19 protein-coding genes and 1 pseudogene are annotated in these 22,674 nt (G+C 60.0%); 10 read left to right on the forward strand and 10 right to left on the reverse strand.

Annotated elements, in window-relative coordinates; all coding sequences use genetic code 11:
* Positions 1 to 10: 10 nt before the first annotated feature.
* The 7 genes from HB376_RS40845 to HB376_RS08035 form a co-directional block, all read right to left on the reverse strand.
* Positions 11 to 1,459, reverse strand: coding sequence for an amidase (locus HB376_RS40845; protein ID WP_255631222.1), 1,449 nt, complete (start codon positions 1,457 to 1,459; stop codon positions 11 to 13).
* Between the two features lie 68 nt (positions 1,460 to 1,527).
* A complete protein-coding gene (locus tag HB376_RS08010) occupies positions 1,528 to 2,247 on the reverse strand; it encodes an ABC transporter ATP-binding protein (RefSeq protein WP_213762878.1) in 720 nt (239 codons plus the stop codon).
* The gene (locus tag HB376_RS08015) at positions 2,231 to 4,123 is read right to left on the reverse strand and encodes an ATP-binding cassette domain-containing protein (protein ID WP_213762879.1); all 1,893 of its coding nucleotides are present in this window, start codon (positions 4,121 to 4,123) and stop codon (positions 2,231 to 2,233) included. The genes HB376_RS08010 and HB376_RS08015 overlap by 17 nt, the downstream gene beginning before the upstream one ends.
* 20 nt (positions 4,124 to 4,143) lie before the next feature.
* Positions 4,144 to 5,019 carry a branched-chain amino acid ABC transporter permease gene (locus HB376_RS08020; RefSeq protein WP_213762880.1) on the reverse strand — a complete coding sequence of 292 codons (876 nt, stop codon included), beginning with the start codon at positions 5,017 to 5,019 and terminating at the stop codon, positions 4,144 to 4,146.
* Positions 5,020 to 5,028: 9 nt separating this feature from the next.
* On the reverse strand, positions 5,029 to 6,342 hold the full coding sequence (locus tag HB376_RS08025) for a transporter substrate-binding protein (RefSeq protein ID WP_213762881.1): 1,314 nt from the start codon (positions 6,340 to 6,342) through the stop codon (positions 5,029 to 5,031).
* A 128-nt stretch (positions 6,343 to 6,470) separates the two neighbouring features.
* Entirely contained in the window at positions 6,471 to 7,160 is a 690-nt protein-coding gene (locus HB376_RS08030; RefSeq protein WP_213762882.1) for a M24 family metallopeptidase, read from the reverse strand.
* 42 nt (positions 7,161 to 7,202) lie between these two features.
* The gene (locus tag HB376_RS08035; RefSeq protein ID WP_213762883.1) at positions 7,203 to 8,306 is read right to left on the reverse strand and encodes an FAD-binding oxidoreductase; all 1,104 of its coding nucleotides are present in this window, start codon (positions 8,304 to 8,306) and stop codon (positions 7,203 to 7,205) included.
* A 124-nt stretch (positions 8,307 to 8,430) separates the two neighbouring features.
* Here HB376_RS08035 and HB376_RS08040 point away from each other — a divergent pair, with 124 nt between their 5' ends.
* From HB376_RS08040 to HB376_RS08080, 10 genes and pseudogenes are all read left to right on the forward strand, one after another.
* Entirely contained in the window at positions 8,431 to 9,921 is a 1,491-nt protein-coding gene (locus HB376_RS08040) for a PLP-dependent aminotransferase family protein (protein WP_213762884.1), read from the forward strand.
* A 410-nt stretch (positions 9,922 to 10,331) separates the two neighbouring features.
* A pseudogene (locus tag HB376_RS40850) lies at positions 10,332 to 10,511 on the forward strand (GntR family transcriptional regulator); the annotation flags it as partial.
* A 66-nt stretch (positions 10,512 to 10,577) separates the two neighbouring features.
* Positions 10,578 to 10,985 (forward strand): FCD domain-containing protein, encoded by a 408-nt coding sequence (locus HB376_RS40855; protein WP_255631239.1) that lies wholly within the window; start codon positions 10,578 to 10,580, stop codon positions 10,983 to 10,985.
* Positions 10,986 to 11,075: 90 nt separating this feature from the next.
* Positions 11,076 to 12,731: an ABC transporter substrate-binding protein gene (locus HB376_RS08050; RefSeq protein ID WP_213762886.1), complete on the forward strand. Its 1,656-nt coding sequence runs from the start codon at positions 11,076 to 11,078 to the stop codon at positions 12,729 to 12,731.
* Positions 12,732 to 12,791: 60 nt separating this feature from the next.
* A complete protein-coding gene (locus HB376_RS08055; RefSeq protein WP_213762887.1) occupies positions 12,792 to 13,745 on the forward strand; it encodes an ABC transporter permease in 954 nt (317 codons plus the stop codon).
* Positions 13,746 to 13,748: 3 nt separating this feature from the next.
* The gene (locus HB376_RS08060) at positions 13,749 to 14,642 is read left to right on the forward strand and encodes an ABC transporter permease subunit (RefSeq protein ID WP_213762888.1); all 894 of its coding nucleotides are present in this window, start codon (positions 13,749 to 13,751) and stop codon (positions 14,640 to 14,642) included.
* Positions 14,642 to 15,703: an ABC transporter ATP-binding protein gene (locus HB376_RS08065; RefSeq protein ID WP_255631223.1), complete on the forward strand. Its 1,062-nt coding sequence runs from the start codon at positions 14,642 to 14,644 to the stop codon at positions 15,701 to 15,703. Before HB376_RS08060 ends, HB376_RS08065 begins: the two co-directional genes overlap by 1 nt.
* Positions 15,703 to 16,725: an ABC transporter ATP-binding protein gene (locus HB376_RS08070; protein WP_213762889.1), complete on the forward strand. Its 1,023-nt coding sequence runs from the start codon at positions 15,703 to 15,705 to the stop codon at positions 16,723 to 16,725. The genes HB376_RS08065 and HB376_RS08070 overlap by 1 nt, the downstream gene beginning before the upstream one ends.
* Positions 16,726 to 16,732: 7 nt before the next feature.
* A complete protein-coding gene (locus tag HB376_RS08075; protein WP_213762890.1) occupies positions 16,733 to 17,914 on the forward strand; it encodes an amidase in 1,182 nt (393 codons plus the stop codon).
* Positions 17,915 to 17,940: 26 nt separating this feature from the next.
* Complete coding sequence (locus tag HB376_RS08080; protein WP_213762891.1) at positions 17,941 to 18,225, forward strand: cupin domain-containing protein; 285 nt, start codon at positions 17,941 to 17,943, stop codon at positions 18,223 to 18,225.
* A gap of 28 nt (positions 18,226 to 18,253) precedes the next feature.
* Here the strand turns inward: HB376_RS08080 and HB376_RS08085 are convergent, their stop codons facing one another.
* From HB376_RS08085 to HB376_RS08095, 3 genes are all read right to left on the reverse strand, one after another.
* Positions 18,254 to 19,123: a GntR family transcriptional regulator gene (locus HB376_RS08085; protein ID WP_255631224.1), complete on the reverse strand. Its 870-nt coding sequence runs from the start codon at positions 19,121 to 19,123 to the stop codon at positions 18,254 to 18,256.
* Positions 19,124 to 20,242: 1,119 nt separating this feature from the next.
* Positions 20,243 to 21,538 (reverse strand): MFS transporter, encoded by a 1,296-nt coding sequence (locus HB376_RS08090; RefSeq protein WP_213762892.1) that lies wholly within the window; start codon positions 21,536 to 21,538, stop codon positions 20,243 to 20,245.
* 61 nt (positions 21,539 to 21,599) lie between these two features.
* Positions 21,600 to 22,637, reverse strand: a complete 1,038-nt coding sequence (locus tag HB376_RS08095) for an L-idonate 5-dehydrogenase (protein WP_213762893.1) — start codon at positions 22,635 to 22,637, stop codon at positions 21,600 to 21,602.
* Between the last annotated feature and the right edge of the window lie 37 nt (positions 22,638 to 22,674).

Consider the following 22,674-nt stretch of genomic DNA (forward strand, 5'->3'; position numbering starts at 1 on the left):
ATTCTCCGCTTTACGGTTGAGGATGGGCTTGAGCCCACGGCGCCGCCTGCTCGAACGCGGCTGCGGCCTTGAATACGGTCAGATCGTCGAACGGACGCCCCACGATCTGCAACCCTGTCGGAAGACCCTGGGGGCTCATGCCCGATGGCACGGAGATCACCGGACATTGGCTCAGTAGATTGAACGGATACGTTAGTGCCCAGGCGAGATACGCATCGACCGGTTTGCCGTTGATCGTGAACCCGGCGTCGTCGTTCTTGTGTTCCGCTTTGAGAGCGGGCACGGCGAGCGTCGGACACACCAGTACGTCGAACCGCTCGAACACGGCCGACAGCTTCTGCCACATTGCCGAACGCACCATTTCGGTCTGCTTGACGCGTACCGCGCTGTGACCGAAACCACGATGGATCAGACTGCGCACGAACGGGTCCATCTTGTATTGCCATTGCGGAATATGATGGCCGGCGATCGTCGCGAAGAGTCCTTCCCAATGCGTTACCCAGGCATCGTAGGCACTTTCATTCCAATCGAGATTGACCTGTTCCACTACGGCGCCCGCCGCCTGCATCTTGCGGACAGCTTCCGCCGTGTTCCGGGCGACTTCGTTATCAACTTCGACGAAGCCCAGATTGCTGGAGAAAGCGACCCGCAGGCCTTGCATGCCTCCCGAGGTAGCGGTGGGAATGACGACCCGATCGCGCAGGCTTGTGATGTCGTCCGGGTGTTGGCCAGACATCACATTGAGCATCAGCGCGGCGTCACCGACGCTTCGCGTGATCGGGCCGATATGCACGATCGACTCGAACATCGTATCGAGCAGCAAGCCCGGAACGCGTCCGTAGGCAGGCTTGTAGCCGACTGTTCCGCAAGCCGAGGCGGGAATGCGCAGCGAGCCGCCACCGTCATCGCCTTCCGCCAGCGTCGTCATGCCGGTTGCCACGGCGACTGCCGATCCGCCAGAGGACCCGCCGCTGCTGAAATCGGTGTCCCACGGGTTCCGGGTCACACCATAGAGGGGGCTGTGGCAATGGCCTGCATGGGCAAATTCAGGGGTCGTGGTGCGAATGTGCATGATCGCGCCGGCATCGAAAAGGCGCTGCACCGCAGGAATCGTGCGATCGGCGACCACGCCTTCGAAAACCTTCGAGCCCCAGGAAGTCGTCACCCCTTTGACCGGGTGAAGCTCCTTCACCGCAAGCGGAATGCCCTCCAGCGGACGAACCTCAACGCCTGACTGATACCGCGCTTCGGCACTCGCGGCCTGATCCAGCGCCTGCTCGTAAAACCGGTTGGTGATCGCATTGACCTTCGGATTGACGGACTCGCAGCGCGCGATGACAGCTTTCATCAGGTCTACCGGCGAAAGGCTTCGGTCGCGAAACCTTTGCAATGCTTCTTCGGCCGTGATGAAGCAAAGTTCCGACTGAGACAGACGGGAGTCCTTGATTGGCTCATTCATGATGGTTCTTCCTTGGCTTGGGCAACGAATCGATATCGACGGTTAAAGAAAAAATAGGTCGGATGCCGCTAGAGCACTGCACCGAACAGCTCGCGATCCAGCGCTTTATCGTCAAGCGTGTCAGTGATGGCGACCGTTCCGCTGATGCGTCCCGATTCCATCAAGTACGCACGGGATGCCAGTTGCCGGGCAAAGTCCAGGTTCTGCTCGACCAGCACCACGGACAACCCGTCCCGCGATGAAACCGCTTGCAATACGCGTGAAATGTCATCAAGTAAGGATGGCTGAATACCTTCGGACGGTTCATCGAGCAACAGCAGTCTGGGCTCGGTGATCAACGCCCTGGCGAGCGCCAGCAATTGCTGTTGCCCGCCGCTAAGACTGCCCCCAAGATGCTTGAGCTTGGGCACGAGCGACGGGAAATCGACCATCAGAACTTCCATCTTCTGCTTGATACGCTTGTGATCAAAGCCCATTGCATAGGCGCCGACCAGCATGTTTTCTGCAACCGTCAGTTGAGTGAAGATCTGACGCCCTTGCGGCACACAGGCGATGCCGATCTGCGCACGCCGGTGAGCTGCCGTTGAACTGATCTCGACCTGATTCAACTGGATGCCGCCTCGCTGACAAGGCAACGCGCCTGACAGGGTCCGGATCAAAGTCGTCTTGCCGACGCCATTTCGTCCGAGGACAGCAACCACTTCGCCCGCTTCGATGTTGAAATCCACGCCGCGCAAGATGGTGACGTTGCCGTACCCCGACCATAAATCGCTAGTGGTGAGCAGCATGATTTCTTCCCAGGTAAGCATCGATGACGATGGGATCCGACGTGATCTCTTCAAACGTGCCCTGACGGAAAATCTTCCCTTGATGCAGCATTGAAATGGGCGCGCTCAACGCACGGATAAAGCTCATGTCGTGCTCGACCACGATCACCGTATGATCGATCGCCAGTTGCTGGATCAATGCAACCGTGTTGCTCCGCTCTTGTGCGGTCATGCCTGCTGCGGGCTCGTCCAGCAAGATCACGGCCGGGTCTTGCGCAAGCACCATCGCGATTTCGAGCCATTGCTGTTCGCCATGCGCAAGCTCCGCGACGAGCGTATTCATCTTGCGGTGCAAGCCGACCGCTTGAAGCGTTCTGCGCACGAGCCGTGTGCTCCGGCTGCGTCCAGGCTCGTAATGAGCCAGGCGAAGATTCTCCTGGACGGAAAGGCCGGGAAACAGGCTCGGAACCTGAGTTTTGATGCCGAGGCCGTGACGGGCTCGCTTGAATGTCGGTGCCCGGGTGATGTCGATGTCATTAAGAACGACTTGACCATCCGTCGCTTGATGGCGGCCCGTCAACACGCCAAAGAACGTGCTCTTGCCGGCGCCGTTCGCACCGATCACCACATGAATCCCGGGACCTACGAAGTCGACACTGATTCCACGCAACACGGAGACCCCACCGAAGTTCTTCGCGATCGCATTGGCACGCATGACGCCGCTCGAACGCACGCCGCTCTCGTGAACATCGGGCAACGTATCCGCCTCTCCATCGAACAGGTCAGCGGCGGTCTCAGGTCGCGACGGTCTGCTAATGAAGCGAAGCAAATAATCTATCGGCCGGCGAAGGAGCGACGCAACACCCGAGGGCGCAAGCATCACCGTCACGACCAGAAGCACGCCCAAAATGAGCGGCGTCTGTTCGCTGATCACGTTTTCGGCTTCGTCGGAGATCCACTGGACGAGGACGACTCCGAGGAACGCGCCGCCCAGCGAACCGCGCCCGCCGACCATCACCCATATCACGATCAGCGCGGCCTGCGGAAGGCTGAATATCGCCGGATTGACAAACGTTCCCCATGCGGCAAAAAGTGCGCCGCCGATTCCAGCAAGTGCGCCACCGATAACAAAGGCAATCAGCTTGAGCCGGCGTGTGTCGTAGCCGAGCAGATCCATGCGAAGCTCGTTCTCGCGAAGTCCGGCGAGCATCCGGCCGAATCGCCCCGTCACAAGAAACCTGACTACGCTGTAAATCAGCCCTGCCACGCAAGCGGCAAAGCCGAACATGGCTGAGGGCGAAAGCTCGGAGGTGGACTCGTTACCCGGCCAGCCCAACGCGATGGACGGTAGTGAAGGAATCCCGTTGAAGCCACCCAGAAGTGCTTCGCCAATGTGATATTGCGGACCCGACGTGCTCGAAATAACCGAATACAAAACGAGCGTGATCGCGAGCGTGACGATCGCCAGATAAACATCACCGATCTTGCCGTAGAAGAGCACGTATCCCAGCATGCCGGCAAACACCGCCGAGGCCAGCGCTGCCGCAACCAACGCGCTGCCCGTTTCATGGGAGACCGGAAACACGTTCAAGGAGAAGATCGCGTAAGCGTACGCACCCACTCCAAATAGCGCGTTCTGGCCGAAGCTGAAAATGCCGGCTCGTCCCCACAAGAAATCGAGACTCAAGGCGACGATGCCGAAGCTGAGCCAAAGCACGCCCTTCAGTTGAAGCGCGATCGACAGATGCGGCGCCACGATAAGTGCAACAACGACCAGCAAGACAGGCCAGACCAGCCCCCGATGAGCCGCTTTCCGCAGCAGGTTGGAGCGGCCCGGATGGATGGCGTCAGGCGCCTGCGCCATCAACGCATCTTGAATCTCTGGATTGGTGTTCACGAAAAATCTCCCGTCGACGCTTAGAATTTACGGCGCCAAGACGCTGATATGCCTTGGGGAAGGACTCGAACCAGGACCATTGCCGTCACGAGCAGAGCGGATACGCCCCAGAGTGTCGTCAGCCACTGCGAGACGAGGTTGGCCACGCTACCGAGTAAAGCAGATGACATCACGGTGCCAAACACAAAGGCCGGGCCGCCCGTTACCACGGTCATGAATGCCTGCGCGACATAGGTTTGTCCAAGGCCGGGGCTGACGGCAATAACCGGCGCAATCAGCCCTCCCGCCAACCCGGCCATGCCGCAACCGATCGCGAACGTGATGAGGTTGATGCGTGGCGCGAAGACGCCCAGTGCGCTCGCCATCTCGGCGTTCTGAGCCGTCGCACGCGCCAACAGTCCATAACGCGTGCGGGTGAACACCAGATAGAGTCCAAAGACCGATGCAAACGCCGCGGCTGGCAACACAAAGGACGAATAGACTGACACGGAGTAAGTGCCGATCTTCAGCGCACCAAGCGGCGTAGAGATGCCAGCCGATGTCGTGCCGAAAATATCCACGGCGAGCTGAAAGAGGATCAGGCTCAGTCCGAACGTGACGAGAAGCGTGTCCACCAACCGCTTCTTGTATAACGGCCTGATCAGTACCACCTCGACCACAACGCCGACCGCTGCGCTGAGTAGCGGCGACGCCGCGATCGCCACGAACAGGGGAATCCCGGCGTAACGGACCAGCGTGACGGCGGTAAATGCGCCAATCATCATGAACTCGCCATGCGCCATGTTGACGACCTTCATCAGACCGAATATCAACGCGAGACCCAGTGAAACCATGACGAGGATAGAGACGCTCGTCAGGACTGACAGCGCAACTACAAGAACGGAGGACATCGACATGAGACGCTCCTAGACTTTGGGGTTGACCATCTTGTGCGCTGCTTTGTCTTTACCGATCAGATCAATGGTTCCTGCGCCGACGATTTCGCGCGAAGGCGCAACCTGCTGCAGCGACTCAATGATCTCGTAGCTGCCTTGGCTTGAGACCCGCGCAAGGTGAATGTCCTGCACATTGCGATGAGACTGGCCGTCGGTCGATACCTTGCCGCTGGGGCCAACATAGGCCTTGCCTGACTCGAGCGCGGCGACTACCTGCGCGGTGTTCGTGGTTTTTGCCTGTTCCACTGCGAGCCGCCACTGATTCCAGCCGTTCCAAACCTGCACCGGACCATCTGGAATCGGGCCCGCATTCGGGTAGAGGACCTTGAAGCCATCGAGGAACGTCTTGTTTTCTGGCGTGGCGAGCGATTCGAAATACGAGTACGCGACTATGATTCCGCTGGCCTCCTGAGGGGTCAGCACGGTTTGCTCGTTACCCAGTCCGAAGGTCGGTGAAATGATGCGGATCGACTTGTTCAGCCCGGCCGCGGCAAATTGTCGGTAGAACGCAATGTGATTGTTGCCAACGAGGTTCGACATGACGACCGCCGGACCGGCCGCCTGGATCTTGCGTATCGTCGAGCCGAAATCGGATACTTCGAGGGGAATGTATTCGATGCCCGCAATCGTGCCGCCGGCCTTCGCCACCAGCGATTGCGTCCAGGCCGTCGCGACGTGGCCATACACATAGTCCGCCGCAACCACGTAGATTGTCTTGCCTGCGTTCTTGACGGCCCAGTTGATCAGAGGCGCCTCCTGTTGAACGCAATCGCTGCCTTGCATGAAGGTGAACTTGTCGCACTCGCCGCCCTCGTCGATCATCGGAAAAAAGAGAATCTTTCCGTATCGGCTCAACACGGGCCGCGCGGCTTCCCGCGACGCACCGGTAATACATCCCACGACGGCGCTGATTCGATCGTCGGCACCAATTTCCTGAGCGTAGCGGGAATATAGTTCGATCTTCGATTGCGTATCGTAGGCGTGCAGTACGACCTTGCGGCCCATGACGCCGCCGCCTTTATTGATCGCATCGATCGCGTACTTCGATGCGTTCATCAGTTGCACGCCGTAGATATTCAGGTTCCCGGTCAGGTCGAACATGCTCGCGACATGAAGATCCGCCCCCGGCGCATCGGCGCCCATTGCACTGAATGAGCGCCCCAGCGCCGCCGCGCCGACGCCCGCCAATGAAAGTTTGAGCAGGTTGCGGCGGGTGATAGTGGTTCGGCTTTCTTCGTGGCCGGCCGGACAGGACAGTGTGTTTTCAGGCAGATTTATTTTCATCGCGGGGCTCTTGTTCGTTAGGGTGGGCAGACTTGGCTTGGCCGCTGCGGCGGGGGAGCGCCTTGACCAGGCCTTGTTTGTGCGAGATGCGACTCCGGGAAAACAATAAGTAGTAGACCGAATAAACCTTAGTTAAAAAAATCGTCCTCTAACAGCATGTCCTCGAAGAACGCGCCGTATGTGTGGTCAGCGTTGCGAATATGGATTTCGAGAACCCATAATTGCCGGCTCGGCTTGAAATCGACTTCGGCCATCGGACCTTCGTAAATCGCCGCGTGTGGAAAGTCGGCCAGACGATGGCCCGACAAATCCATGTTCAGCACCCATCCCCGACGCTTTGCCGCTGCGACCGCAACCTCGTAAAGCACTTTCCCGCTGTCGCTTGTTTCAAGCCAGTGCTTGCGTACTTCATGGAAGATTTCGCGTGCATCGCTTGCACACCTCGCCTTGCCGGCATCGGTCCCAGTGACGAACGTGTCGCCGCCGTCGCCCTCCCATTCCTTCCATGTCGGGCCAATGTCGATCAGGAAAATATCGTCCTGACCGAGCACCACGCCCGGATCGGAAGCTTCGCCGAAAGTCTTCGTGGTATTGCTGCCAAAGCGGACATAGACATCGTGCCAACCGCGCAGCATCCCGAGGCTGGCGAGAAGGTCCTTGGCCATTTCGACAGCGTCTTCTTCGACCATCCCGGGTTTGACCGCGCGGGAGATCTGCCGTATCGCATCCCGTGTCATATGACGCACGGTCATCATCTTCTGCGCGTCGTAATGCTGGCCAACGGCTTCAAGGGTCTGCTGAATCGCTTCTGTACTCATGGGTGATGCTCCTGTTTGGGATTTCGGTTGCAAATTGGACAACTAGAATGCGTCGCGCGGAACACTGACACTCAAACCATTCAGTTTGGGTTCAAGGACAATTTGGCAGGCGAGCCGGTCGAACGGCCCACTGTCCTCGATCGATTGCAACAATCGACTTTCTGTTCGCGCAGCCGGCATCAGCCTGTCGAACCAGGTTTTTTCCACCGTGACGCGGCAAGTGCCGCAAGACTGATTGCCGCCGCACACACCCTTGACGAGGTCTGCGTCGCGCAGCGCGGCGAGCAGTGTGTCGCCGGTCCAGGAGGGCAACGTTCGCGCGGGCACGTTGCCTGAGACCTGGTCAGGTACAAGGCTGGCGTTGACGTGGACAGGTGCGCGGCGCGCGTCCGCAGGCCGGCTTATCGCCGACGCGACGAAAGAATCGGAGAGGAAATTGTCGGGATCGAGACCATGCATGCCGACGAGCAGGTCCCGTGCGGCCGTAATCATCGACGGCGCGCCACATGCGTAGACGCGCGAGTTCGAGAGGTCCGGATGGTCGGCCGCGGCCGCGTCCTGGACGAATCCTCGTTTTCCTTGCCAATAGCCGAGGGCACCGCTCAACACAGGTACGTAATGAAAATTGCGGTGACTTGCCGCAAGACTTGCGAAACGTGCGGAGAGATACAAGTCTGCTTCAGTAGTTGCGCCCCAATACAGCCAGACCGGATTTGCGCAGCCCGATTGCAACGCGGCCTCAAGCAGCGCGTTGAGCGGCGCGATGCCCGTCCCCGTCGCGAGCATGACGATCGCCGATACCTCCGACGCAGGCGTTTGCCAGACACAAGTGCCGAACGGGCCGTGAACCTTCAGGGTGTCGCCCGTTGCCAATTCATTGCGCAGCATCCGCGAGAATTTGCCGTCGCGATGCAAGCGGATATGCAATTCAATGACACGGTCGTTCGTGCTCGCCGACGCCATCGAATAAGAGCGCAGATCACCGTCCGGTAACTCGATCGATAGAAACTGGCCTTCGCTGTACTTCATCGTTTTTCCAGAAAGCGGCATCAGTCGGACCTTCATGACGGAGTCATTCAGCGGCGAGACCGACAACACTTCGGCCTCGAAGCGGTCATCGATCGTGGGTCCCGGTAAGGTGTTCATTGCGTCACGTACCTCGTTTGCGTTTGTTAAATGCTATAGTTTTCGTGGCCCATCCGAGTGATCCAGTATTTTTGACATAGCTGGTCCAGGGACGAGTTCAGATGAAGACGGCGAGGAGCTGGCGATGTTAAGAAACTGGGAATTCACAATCAGCATCGACCGGAATTCGCCGGTGTCGCTGAGCCTTCAGATCAGCCAGGCGCTGGTTGAAAAGATCCGCTCGGGACTTCTGCGCCCGGGGAACTCGCTGGCGGGGTCCAGAGAACTGGCCACGCAGTTGGGCGTGAACCGTAAGACCATCGTGGCGGTTTATGACGAGCTGGCGGCGCAGGGCTGGCTGGTCACGCAGGGAAAGCGCGGGACCTTCGTATCGCCGGCGCTGCCTGTCGCGGAAATGGAAAGCAAGGCGGAGGAAGTCCTTAAATGGTCGGCGGGGTCGCTGCCAGGCCCTGACTATCGGCCATACGGAATCGAGAAAGAGCTGCCGGCGCCTCCAAGGGACGGCTTTATTGAATTCACCGACGGCGCCCCTGACACGCGCGTGGTGTCGTTCGAGGCTTTGTCCAGGGCCTTTCGCCTTGCGCTGATCGAATCCGCACGCTCCAACCGGCTGGGCTATGGCGATGCCCGTGGCCTCGCGCTACTAAGGCAAACCATCGCAGCGATGCTTCGAATAGAGCGCGGACTGAACGCGGACGAGGACACCGTGTGCATCGTGCGCGGCAGTCAGATGGGCATTTATCTGGCCGCTCGCCTCCTGGTCCGCCCAGGCGACGCGGTGGCGCTGGAACGACTCACCTACCCTCCCGCGCGAGATGCGTTCCGCGCCTGTGGAGCGTCCGTCTTTAGCGTCGACCAGGACGAACACGGCATGATTCCTGAGTCGCTTGAGAGAATCTGCCGCGTCCATAAAATCCGGGCCATCTACATCACGCCTCACCATCAGTTTCCGACCACGGTGACCATGCCCGTTCATCGCCGCATGCGGCTTCTTGCCTTGGCCGAGCAGTTCGACTTCGTGATCGTGGAGGACGACTACGATCACGAATTTCATTTTTCGCACAATCCGATGTTGCCGATGGCCAGCGTCGATCGCTCGGGCAAGGTCATCTACATAGGCTCAATGAGCAAGATACTCGCCCCGGGACTCAGGATTGGTTATGTCGTGGCGCCGCCGAGCGTGATCAATCGACTGGCCAATGAAGTGATGCTTATCGACCGGCAAGGGAATGGGGTGACAGAGCGCGCAGTGGCGGAACTCATGCAGAGCGGAGAACTCAAGAGACACATAAGGCGGGCTGTGAAGATCTACGAGCTACGCTGTGAAATGGCGATTGCGCTGGTACATGAAAAGCTAAGTTCGATCGCCACGGTCTCGCCGCCTGACGGTGGGCTGGCGCTGTGGCTCACACTCGATTCGGCAATCGATATGCAACGCCTCGAAGAGGATGCCGTCCGGGAACGTGTACGCGTCCTGACCGGCACCTTGTTCTCGGATGACTATGCACCTGTCAACGCTATGCGGCTCGGATTTGGCAGCCTCAACGAGCGCGAACTGAAGCAGGGGTTCGAACGGCTGCGAAAGGTGCTCTCAAGACAAGATACGCGTCTCTGATCGATCGGGACGGTAAGCAGTAGTCTCTCGCATCGCTCGGTTTTGTCGAATCAAGCCGCGCTGGTACAGCGGGCGTCGCAACGATACGAGCGATATTCAATGTTGCCGGAATCGCCGTTCTACTCGATGCCGTTTTGCGCAATCGTCGAGAAGATGCGGCGCTTGACCCCGGTTGCCGAGGCGTTTTTTGAATTTGCTGCTGGAAGCGCATAGGTGCGGCGGTGGTAAGACCGCCCTCGTCTGCCCCGATTTCGTGCGATGCACCGAATCGATCGCAAGGAACTAGTGCATACCCTACTTCCAAAATTCCGGTCGACAACCCAAGCCATTGTTTTTAAAAGCCAACATACTCCTGGCACGGTTCACGCATAAGCACTCCGGTCCTACCGGTAGGAGTGCACCGCATGAGCATGTCGAATTTCGTTGCGCAAACCCTCCAGCAACGCATTCTTTCAGGCGTATACGCGCCCGGTGAAGTCCTGCCCGGACAGCGCGATCTAGCAGGTCAGCTCGGTGTAAGCCGCGGCGCCCTGCGCGAAGCCGTGTCCGTACTCATGACGTTAGGGTTCCTTCGCTCTGTCCCCGGCAAAGGTACGTTCGTCGCGCATCGCGGACAACGCGATACAGAGCCCGTCAGCCGTAGCGCCGAGCAAACCATGCAACTGCGCTACATCATCGAGCCCTCCGCCGCCGCGCTCGCCGCACGAACAACCGGTCCCGGCATAGCAAGCCAGTTCCGCGACATGCAGGCACGCTTCAAAGACGCGCTGCTGCGCAATGACCTCATCGACGCCGCCAATTGCGACCTCGCTTTCCATCAAGCGATCGCCGCCTGCTCCGGCAATGACATCCTCGCGGAAATCTCGCACTCGTTCGAAGACCGCATAGGTAAAAGCCAACGCTTTCCCCTCGCCAATACACCACGTTTGATCGAGGCGTTCGAGGAACACGAACACATTGTTGCCGCGATTACCTGCGGCAACGCCACCGCCGCAATGACCGCCATGCAACGCCATCTGCGAGGCGCCGCCGAACGCGCCGGCATCGCTTTCACCATTCCGTAGATATCAGCATGACTAACTGAATGTGTACCGTTTCTGGCCACCCTCTCCGACATCCACCGAAGATCAACCACCATAAAGGACCGTACCTGCATGAACTTCATCAAATCAAGTTTGCTGACGTGGGCCTGCGCGCTGGCATGCAGCGCGGTCCTACCCGCCACCGCACAAGCGCAGGAAAAAGTGCTGAGGATCGCAATGACAGCAGGCGACATCCCTCGCACGCTGGGCCAGCCGGACCAGGGTTATGAGGGCAATCGCTTCACAGGCATAACCATGTACGACGGCCTCACGCAGTGGGACCTGAGCCACGAGAAAGGACCCAGCGAACTGATCCCCGACCTCGCCACGTCCTGGCAAGTCGATCCCAAGGACCACACCAAGTGGATCTTCAAACTGCGCCCTGGCGTGAAGTTCCACGACGGCTCGCCATTCAACGCCGACGCAGTCGTCTGGAACGTCGACAAAGTCCTCAACAAGAACGCGCCGAACTTCGACCCAAGCCAGGTCGGCGTGACCGCATCGCGCATGCCGACGCTGCGCTCAGCACGCAAGATCGACGACCTGACGGTCGAGTTGACGACCTCTGAACCCGACTCGTTCCTGCCGATCAACCTGGCAAACCTGTATATGGCCTCGCCCGTACAGTGGCAGAAAAAACTCGCCGCCATTCCCGCGACAGTGACCGATCCCGCCGAGCGCGACAAGCAGGCGTGGATCGCGTTCGCCGCCGATGCATCGGGTACCGGCCCGTTCAAGATGGCGCGCTTCGTGCCGCGCGAACGCCTGGAGATGGTCAAGAACACCGAGTACTGGGACCCGGCGCGCAGGCCGAAGATCGATCGCGTGGTACTGCTGCCGCTGCCGGAGGCCAATACGCGCACGGCCGCTCTACTGTCAGGTCAGGTCGACTGGATCGAGGCGCCCGCGCCGGATTCCATGGACGCCATCAAGTCGCGCGGCTTCAAGATCTATTCGAACCCGCAACCCCACGTGTGGCCGTGGCAACTCTCCTTCCTGCCGGGTTCCCCGTGGCTCGACAAACGCGTGCGTTACGCAGCCAACCTCTGTGTGAACCGCACCGCGCTCAAGCAGTTGCTGGGCGGCATGATGAGCGAAGCGACCGGCACCTTCGAGCCGGGCGACCCGTGGCGCGGCAATCCGACCTTCCAGATCAAGTACGACCCGGACGCAGCCCGCAAGCTGATGACCGAAGCCGGTTATTCGGCAGCGAAGCCGCTGAAGGTCAAGGTGCAGATTTCGGCTTCGGGATCTGGCCAGATGCAGCCGCTGCCCATGAACGAATTCGTGCAACAAAACCTGAAGGCCTGCTTCATCGACGTCAGCTTTGACGTGGTCGAATGGAACACGCTCTACACCAACTGGCGCCTTGGCGCAAAGGACCCGTCGGCACATGGCGCCAATGCAACCAACGTGAGCTTCGCATCAATGGACCCGTTCTTCGCCATGGTCCGTTTCGTCAGCACGCAGGCCTTCCCGCCGGTATCGAATAACTGGGGGTACTACAGCAACCCGAAGATCGATGCGTTGATCCAGCAAGCTCGTACGACCTTCGACGCGAAACAGCGCGACGTGCTGCTCGCGCAGTTGCACGGAGACATTGTCGACGACGCGCCGTTCATCTGGATCGCGCACGACACAGGCCCCCGCGCGATCTCGGCCAAGGTGCACGGCGTGGTGCAACCGAAGAGCTGGTTTATAGACATCGCCACCATGTCGATGAACTGACCTGAACCCGCCGTGGTCTGGGCACTCTGCGCCCAGACCACGGCAACCGGGCCCCACCTCATGCTTTCCTATCTTCTACGGCGCGCGCTCTATGCATTGCCGATCATGCTGGGCGTTGCGTTCCTCTGCTTCATGCTGGTTCATATCGCGCCGGGCGACCCGTTGGTCTCCATCCTGCCACCCGATGCATCGGCTGACCTGCAGAAGCAGTTGATGGAACTCTACGGTTTCAACCGGCCGTTGCCGGTGCAGTTCTTTAGCTGGGTCTGGCGCGCGCTGCATGGCGACCTCGGCACCTCGATTGCTACCGGCCGCCCAGTCGCCGGCGAAGTGATCAAGGCGGTCGGCAATACGATGATGATCGCCACGCTGGCCACGCTGATTGGCTTTGCATTCGGCGCGCTGTTTGGCTTTGTAGCGGGCTACATGCGCGGCTCGTGGATTGACCGCGCGGCTTCGCTTGTCTCGGTCACTGGCGTGAGCGTGCCGCATTACTGGCTGGGCATGGTCCTCGTGATCGTGTTCTCGGTGAAGCTGATGTGGCTACCCGCCACCGGCGCAGGACCCGACGGTTCGGCCGACTGGCATTGGGACTGGGCGCACTTCCAGTACCTCGTGTTGCCCGCAGTCACCATGTCGTTCATCCCCATGGGTATTATCTCGCGCACGGTCCGCGCGCTGGTAGCCGATACGCTGTCGCAGGAATTCATGGTCGGATTGAGGGCGCGTGGCTTGAGCGAGTTCGCCTTGTTCCGCCATGTGCTGAAGAACTGCGCGCCGACCGCGCTGGCAGTGATGGGCCTTCAACTCGGTTATCTGCTGGGCGGATCGATCCTGATCGAGACGGTGTTCTCCTGGCCGGGCACCGGTTTCCTGCTCAATGCCGCGATCTTCCAGCGGGACCTGCCGCTGCTGCAAGGCACGATCCTGGTGCTCGCACTATTCTTCGTTATCCTGAATCTCCTGGTTGACATTCTTCAAACCGTCTTCGATCCGCGTATTGAAAGGGGCTGAGCCGTGACCACGACTATCACCACTGGCGACACCACCAAGCCCCTCGCCACGCCGTTGCGCTCGCGCGGACACGGAGCAAACGTGCTGCGCCGCCTGGTCCGCAATCCGCAGGCGATGCTCGGCGCCACCGTGATCCTCATCTTCCTGATCATGGCCGTTGCCGCGCCCCTCTTGATGCCGGCCGATCCGTTCGCCGCGTCCATGTTCAATCGCCTCAAGCCGATCGGCACGCCCGGCTATTTGCTCGGCACCGACGAACTAGGCCGCGACATGCTGTCCCGCCTGATCCTGGGCGCTCGCCTCTCGCTATTCATGGGCGTGACACCGGTCCTGCTCGCGTTCGGTATTGGCGGAGCGATCGGGATCATGGCGGGTTACGCAGGCGGTGTGCTCAACGCGCTCGTGATGCGCACGATCGACGTGCTCTACGCGTTTCCGTCGGTGCTGCTGGCCATTGCGTTGTCCGGTGCATTAGGTACCGGCATTGGCAACGCGCTGGTATCGCTGACCGTGGTGTTCATCCCGCAGATCGCGCGGATTGCCGAGAGCGTCACCACGCAGGTCCGCCGCAGTGATTTCGTGGATGCCGCGCGCGCGTCGGGCGCAAGCGCCTTCACGATCGTGCGCGTGCATGTGCTCGGCAACGTGATCGGACCGATCTTCGTGTTCTCCACCAGCCTCATCTCCGTCTCGATGATCCTCGCCTCCGGTCTCTCGTTCCTCGGCCTGGGCGTGACGCCGCCGAACCCGGAGTGGGGCCTGATGCTCAATACGTTGCGCACGGCAATCTATGTGCAGCCCTGGCTCGCGGCGCTGCCCGGCGTGTTTATCTTCGCGACGTCGATTGCTTTCAACATGCTGTCCGACGGCCTGCGTGCTGCAATGGAGATCAAGTAATGGCCGAGCTCATGACAGATGACCGTGACATCGGCGGCCCGGCCCAGCCGTTGCTGAGCGTCAAGAATCTGGTCCGGCATTTTCCGCTCGGCAACAAAGGGCTGCCGTTTCTAAAGGATGCGCGCAACGTGGTCCGCGCCGTCGACGACATCTCGTTCGATGTATTGAAGGGTGAGACCCTTGGGGTTGTGGGCGAATCGGGCTGCGGCAAGTCCACCATGGCGCGGCTGATGATGCAATTGCTGCAGCAGGATAGCGGCGAACTTATCTTCGACGGCGAAACGGTCGGTTCCCGCGCCCTGCCCCTGCGCGAGTTTCGGCGTCAGGTGCAGATGGTGTTCCAGGACAGCTTCTCGTCGCTCAATCCACGCATGACGATCGAAGATTCAGTCGCGTTCGGCGCAACGGTTCACGGCGTCTCGCGGAAAGACGCAATAGCACGCGGACGTGACCTGCTCGCGCGCGTCGGCCTCGATCCCGTGCGGTTCGCGGGACGTTATCCGCACGAACTCTCGGGCGGTCAGCGACAGCGCGTGAATATTGCGCGGGCTTTGGCACTCGGTCCGCGCCTTGTGATTCTCGACGAAGCTGTGTCGGCACTCGACAAATCGGTCGAAGCTCAGGTGCTGAATCTGCTCGCCGATCTCAAGGCGGAGTTCGGACTGACCTATGTCTTCATCAGCCACGACCTGAATGTTGTGCGCTACATCTCGGACCGGCTGGTGGTGATGTATCTGGGCGAGATCGTGGAGATCGGCACGGCGGAGGACGTGTTTTCGCACGCGTTGCATCCGTATACGCGGGCCTTGCTCAACTCCATGCCGAGTGTCGATCCAACGCGCCGCACGACCGCCGCGCCGCTCTTCGGCGATCCACCCAATCCGATCGACCCGCCCAGCGGCTGCCGGTTTCATACGCGCTGTCCGCAGGCACAGGATGTATGCAGCAAACGCGCACCGGCCGTCTCTACGGTTGGTGGAGGACAAGTAACGTGCCTTGAATACGAGCCGGACAGCGGCTACGTTCCAATCTCGATTGCGGCTACGCAGGAGGTCGCGTGATGAACAAGAAGCCGGAGGTCAGCATCAGCCTGCGCGACCTGAAGGTCCGCTTTATCACGCCCGGCCGGACAATCCACGCAGTCAACGGCGTGGACCTGGAAGTGGGACGCGGCGAGGTGGTCGCTCTGCTTGGCGAATCCGGCTCGGGCAAGAGCGTCACGTTGCGCGCGATCATGCGGCTGCATTCGGAGAAGACTACGCGCATGGAGGGCGGACTCGACGTTGAAGGTCAGGACGTACTAAAGCTCTCGCGCCGGCAGCTTTCTGACCTGCGCGGCAAGGTCGTATCGATGATCTTTCAGGAACCGTTGCTCGCCCTCGACCCGGTCTACACGCTCGGTGCGCAAATTGCCGAGATGGTGCGCCGGCATCAGGGCGTATCGAAGGCCGAAGCGCGCAAGCGAGCGCTGACGCTATTCGAAAAGGTCGGCATTCCAAGTCCCGAACGTCGGCTGGATGCGTATCCGCACGAGATGTCGGGCGGCATGCGCCAGCGCGCGATGATCGCGCTGGCGTTGTCGTGCGAACCGCGTGTCCTGCTCGCCGACGAACCGACCACTGCGCTCGACGCGACCGTGCAGATCCAGATCTTGCTGCTTCTGCGCGACCTGCAACAGGAACTGGGTCTGTCGATTGTGTTCGTCACGCACGACATTGGAGCCGCGACCGAGGTCGCGGATCGCATCGCGGTGATGTACGCGGGCCGGATCGTCGAGCAGGGGCCGGCGCTCGCGCTGCTGACCGAACCACGGCATCCCTACACCATTGCTCTGCTCAAAGGCCGCACGCAAGGCGCCATGAAAAAAGGCGTTCGGCTGGAAACAATTGGCGGTGCGCCGCCCGACCTTTCGGCGCTGCCGCCCGGCTGCGCGTTCGCGCCGCGTTGCGCCCATGCGATCGACCGGTGCTTGCAGACACAGCCTGAAGAACGCCTGGTCGGTAACGCGCATTCGGCCCGTTGCATCCGGGTTGACGAAATCACCATGTTCCAACCGAAGACCGACATTCTCTCCACTCACTAACAACGAAATGACACCAGACCTCGCCTCGTATCGCGCTTTCGCACCCTACCCCGATCATCCGGTACCCCATGCCCCGAGTGGCCCGCTCACGGGCCTGACGTTCGGCGTAAAGGACATCTTCGATGTGGCGGGCTATCCCACCGGCTGCGGCAACCCGCACATGCTGGCCATGTCCGGTATCAAGACGAGCAACGCGCCGGTTGTGGAGGCCTTGCTCGCGGCCGGCGCCACCTTCGCGGGCAAGACCTATACGGAGGAACTCGCGTTCTCGATGACCGGCAAGAACGCGCACTTCGGCGCACCGCGCAATGGCGCCGCGCCGGACCGTGTGACCGGTGGATCGAGTTCGGGCTCGGCGTCGGCGGTATCGAATGGGTTGTGCGATTTCGCGCTCGGCACCGATACCGGCGGCTCGGTCCGCGCGCCGGCTAGCCATTGCGGCCTGATCGGTTTGCGACCGACCCACGCGCGTGTGTCGCTCGACGGTTGCATGCCGTTGTCACCGGGGTTCGACACTTGCGGCTGGTTCACGCGTGACATCGAAACATTTGCACGCGTGGGCAACGTGTTGCTCGGCGAAGATACGACGACGCTCCCATCGACCCCTCATGCCTGCTTGCCGCGCGAGGCGCTGGCCGGGCTGCCGGAACCTGTGGTGAAGGTTTTCTTCGCGACACTCGACCGCGTCAAGGCGTGTTTCGGATCGATAGAAAGCGTCGACATCATGACGCCCTCCACCGACGCGCTCTACTGGGCGTTTCGTTACACACAGGGATTTCAGGCGTGGCAAAGTCACGGTGAATCGATCCAGCGTTTCGACTTCCAGCTCGGCCCGGGCGTGCGCGAACGTTTCGCATGGTCACGTACCGTGACACCCGCACAGAACGAGGACAGTGAAAGCGTACGCGAGCAATTCCGCGCGAATCTGTTGAGCCTGCTAGACGGCGGGCGAATTATTGTCATGCCCACGATGCCCGACGTTGCCCCGCTGTTGTCGGACACGGATGAAGCGCTGGAGTCGTACCGTAACCAGGCGATCAGGATGCTGTGCGTCTCGGGGCTCGGTGGATGCCCGCAACTCTCGCTGCCGTTGATGCAGATAGACGGTGTGCCACTAGGCTTGTCGCTGATCGGACCGCCCGGCAGCGACAAGGGGTTGATCGAACTGGGCCGCATGCTGATGGCCTGAGGCCGTCCAACGTAGGAGGAAACTGCATGAGCCGCACACCGGCAGTCCCCACGCAGCAGGTATTAAACGATCGGGCGATAGTCACCGAGTGGCGATTCGCACCGGGCGCCGAAACCGGCTGGCATGTTCATGGGCACGACTACATTGTCGTTCCGCAGACCAACGGAGAACTCCTGCTTGAAACTAAAACAGGTAACCGAGTTTCCGAACTACATGCCGGGCAGAGTTATGCCGGCTTGAAGGGCGTTGAACATAACGTCGTCAATGCTAGCGACCACGAGGTTGTGTTCGTTGAAATCGAGATCGTCTGAGAGCGCAACGGAGCGCTGTGCCGCCGAGTTAGTTAGCAAGGTGGACGCGCTCGCCTTCATCCGGTTCGAACCAATCCGGATTGCGCTCGGCAACCGGTTTTAGCGAGACCAGGATCTCGCGCAAATGGGCGCGCATTGCTTCTTCCGCGCCGTCGGCGTCATGCGCTTTCAGTGCGCTCACAATCCGTGCGTGCTGCTTGATCAGCAATTCAAGAGGTGAGACTTCCGGCAGGCTCAGATAACGCACGCGGTCCATCTGAGCCTTGATGTCCTGAATGGTGTCCCATGCCGCCACGCAATCGATAGATTGTGCTATCAGGAAATGGAAGCGCTCATCGAGTGCAAGGAACGACGTGGTGTCGTTCACCTTCGCAGCGGTCTTCTGGTCGCGTAGATTTTCAGCGAGGTCGGCGAGTTGCGCCGACGTGATTTCAAGCGCGGCCTTGCGGGCCACTGCGGCCTCGATCGCTTCACGGATGAACCTGCCTTCGCGAACGCGCCGCGGTGAGATCTTCTTCACGAAGGTTCCTCTTTGCGGCAGCACCTGCAGCACGCCCGACTCCACAAGCTTGATGAACGCTTCACGAACCGGCTGCCGGGAGACCTGGAACATGTCTGAAACCTCGGTCTCGGACAGTGGCGTGCCGGGCACCAGCGCACCCGAGAAAATGGCTTCACGCAGGGCACGAAAGATTTGCTTGCCGATGGGTTCGTGCGATTCGACGCGAAGCTGACCGCGCAGGTTGGGCAGCGCTACACGCGGTTCCGTTGCGCGAGTGCGGCCGCGGGGAGGTGCGGCCGGTGGCTTGGAAGAAACCGTTGGTTCATTGCGACCGGCGCCATCTGACGAAGACGCGTTACGTCGCAACGGCGCCGGTAAGACGTTTTTCGTGACCATGACCCACACTTGGATGAGTAGTAAAAAGAGGACGAAGATAGTGTTCGAATTTTATCTTGTCATCTACCATACTACCACGCCGTGGTGGTCGGATTTGAGCGTCAGAGGTCGGGGGTGATCTGGATTTCTAGGTTCTGGAGTTGGGGCGGGGGGCTAGGTTCTGGGTTAGTGGTCGGGGTTGATGCCGGGTTGGTGCTTTCAGCGTTAGCGGTCTGCGAGAGTCGGATTTTCTCTTTATCACTATTAGCCACTGTGCGTGGCGGCACGTCATTTCTTTGTCCAAAGCGACAAAGAAACGAAGCAAAGAAAGCGCTTTTAAAACACGCTACCCTAAGTGTCCACAGCGTGCAGTTTTCATTCATGGGTGCCCCAAAAGCACGGTGCTCGCCAGAGCCACCGATGTGTGAAACCCTCCTTCTCGCGAATCCTGACACGAACACGCTTCGCCCCGTACGCTCTCGGGCAAGCACGTGTGGCCAAGGAACCGGTACGGCCTCACGCGTTCTGCATGCTTCGTTTTTTGGTGGGTTGGCTGCTTGATCGGTTCGCTTATTTCGTAGGTCACAGCTTGATCCGCAGCAGCTCGACGTGACGCGTATTTACTGCCTCAGTCCTTGGTGAGTTGGTTACGCGGCCTACACCGTCATTTTCGTCGGTTACGGCCTTACGCACTGTTGGGGCTTTATTACTTGGTAGGTTGGCGACGTGGTTCGAGACGCGTACACATTTGGAGGTTGGTCGTCCGCGGATAGCGCGGGGTGCCCCTTGGGCAGGTTCAATCACTGGTGGCGAAGCGTGTGGGTATCCGTGTTCGGAGAAAGAGGGGTTCACACATCCGTGGCTCTGGCGAGCACCGTGCTTTTGGGGCACCTATGAATCAAAACTGCACGCTGTGGACACTTAGGGTAGCGTGGTTGAAAGCGTTTTCTTTGCTTCGTTTCTTTGTCGCTTTGGACAAAGAAATGACGTGCCGCCACGCACAGTGGCTAACAGTGATAAAGAGAAAATCCGACTCTCGCAGACCGCTGACGCCGAAAGCACCAACCCAGCACCGACCCGCCCGCTAACCCAAAACCACCCCAACCCCAAAAACCCGTCCACCGGCGCGAGCAAAAACTCCTAGACCAGAGCGCGCCGCACCCTAAGCCTGTCGCCGCGTGGCTCGCGAATCCAGATCAGCGAACAAAGCGAACCCAACACCGCAACAGCACCGGCAAGTACAAACGCACTGCCATAGGCACCATGCGTCGCCTGCACAATAAAGCCCGTCACCGCGGGCCCAATCACGCCAGCGAGGTTCGCCAGCAGATGCACAAATCCGCCCACGCCCCCCACATTCTCACGCCGGACGGTATCCTGAATCACGGCCCAATAAACCGCGCCCGTGACATAGAGAAAGAAAATCGACATCGACATCAGCGCGACCGCTCCCTCCATGCTTTCCACTCGCCCGGCAAATCCGACACATACGGCTGCTACCCCGAGACATACCGACAAAACGATCCGCCGCGCGAGCAACGGCTTGCCCGTGACTCGCAAAATCAGGTCCGTGATGAAGCCACCAGCGGCAAGGCCGATACTGCCGAGCAACCAAGGGATCACGGTCGCAATGCTCATGTCATGAAGCGACATGTGATGCGCTTCAGTCAGGTACGTGGGGAACCATGACAGGAAGAAGAACAGCACATAGTTATAGGCGAAAAAGGCAAATGCGGTCGCAAGAATGATCGGTTGCTTCAGGTAGAACCTCAGCCCCATCTTTTCGCCTTCGGGCGCATGCTCCATCGACGAGGCCTGCTGCTGCCCCGCGACAATCAACGCAAGCTCCTCGGGTTTCACGCGCTTGTCCTGCTGCGGCTGTTCAGTCGTGGTCAAGGTCCACACTACGAGCCATGCCAGACCGAGCACCATGATCGCGACAAACGCCCAGCGCCAGCCAAAACGGATCGCCATGTAGCCAACCACCGGTCCCGCAAGTGCGCCCCCCAGCGGCGTACCTGAACTGATCACACCAATGGCGCTGGCCACCTCGCGTCGCGGAAACCAGTTGTTGACCATCTTGCTGTTCGATGAACTGAATGGCCCCTCGCCCATGCCGAACAGAACCCGCAGCACGATCAATGAAACGAGGCTGCTTGCCAGCGCTGTCGCCCCGCAGAATAGCGACCAGATGCCCATCGATGCGCCGAATACTTTCTTCGCGCCGATCTTGTCCGACGCCACGCCGCCGATAAAATTGAACAGCGCGTAGCCGATGAAAAAGCTGCTGAACACAATGCCCATCTGCGCATGCGAAAAATCGAGATCCTTCTGGATCAGCGGAGCCGCGATCGAGAGCGCAGCACGATCGAGATAGTTGATCACGCCGGCGAGGAACAGCAAACCGACCACGAACCAGCGCTGGCTTCTGAACATGAATGTCTCCTGGAATACGCCTCTTCGTGATCGGGCGTTCGAGCAAAACGGTGATAGGGATTCAATCGAACTGCAGATGCACCTTCATCGACTGGTTGCGGTCATGGGCCACTTCGAACGCATGGTTCGCGTCCGCGAGCGGAAAGACATGCGTCATCAACGGACTCAGATCGATTTTCCCGGTAGCGATTTCTTCGGCCGCGACCGCGTATTCATCGGTGAAACGGAACGATCCCTGATAACGCAACTCCTTCGCCATCACGAGATTGGCCGCGACCGGCGACTGTCCCGCCGGCAGGTTGCCCACCTGGATCACAGTGGCACCCGAGCGTGCGGCCCGAAGCGCGGTGTCGAGCCCGGCAGGGCTGCCGGATGCTTCGATCACCACGTCGAAGGTGCCGCGTGACCGAGACCATGCTTCGACCTGTGCCTGGTCGGTGGCGAGTACGGTTTGATCGGCGCCTAGCGTAGCGGCCATCTGCAACGCTTTGTCGGCGAGGTCGAGCGCGACCAGACGATGCGCCCCGGCACGCCGCGCGACCGTTAGCAAAATGCAGCCAATAGGTCCGCAGCCGATCACAAGTACCTGGGCGCCGACCAGCGATCCCGCATGCCGCAGCGCATGCAATGCGACGGCGAGCGGCTCCGCCATCGATGCCTGCGCGAAGTCGAGTGCATCAGGAACCGGCACGCATTGGCGAGCGGCAACCGCAATGTATTGGCGGAACATGCCCTGCATGTGAGGGAACGTCGAGGCGCTGCCCATGAAGCGCATATTCAGGCAATGGTTGGTCATGCCCTTCACGCAAAACCGGCACTCGCCGCAGTTCAGACCCGGGTTCACGGCAACACGCTGGCCAACGCGCAAACCGTTCACGCCCTCCCCCAGCGCGGCGATTTCACCCGCGACTTCATGACCAAGGACGAACGGTTCCCGGACCGCGAAATCGCCGCTTTTGCCCTTGAAGTAATACGACAAATCTGACCCGCAGATACCGCCCGCGCGCACGCGGATCTGAACTTGACCCAGCTGTGGTTGAGGCGCATCGACTTCGTCGATACGCAGGCGTTTCGGTTCGTGAAGGACGGCTGCAAGCATGAGAAGCTCCGTTGAATGGTGTAAGTGCCGAAGCACA

This window comes from Caballeronia sp. dw_19 (assembly GCF_018449515.1).
GTDB lineage: Bacteria > Pseudomonadota > Gammaproteobacteria > Burkholderiales > Burkholderiaceae > Caballeronia.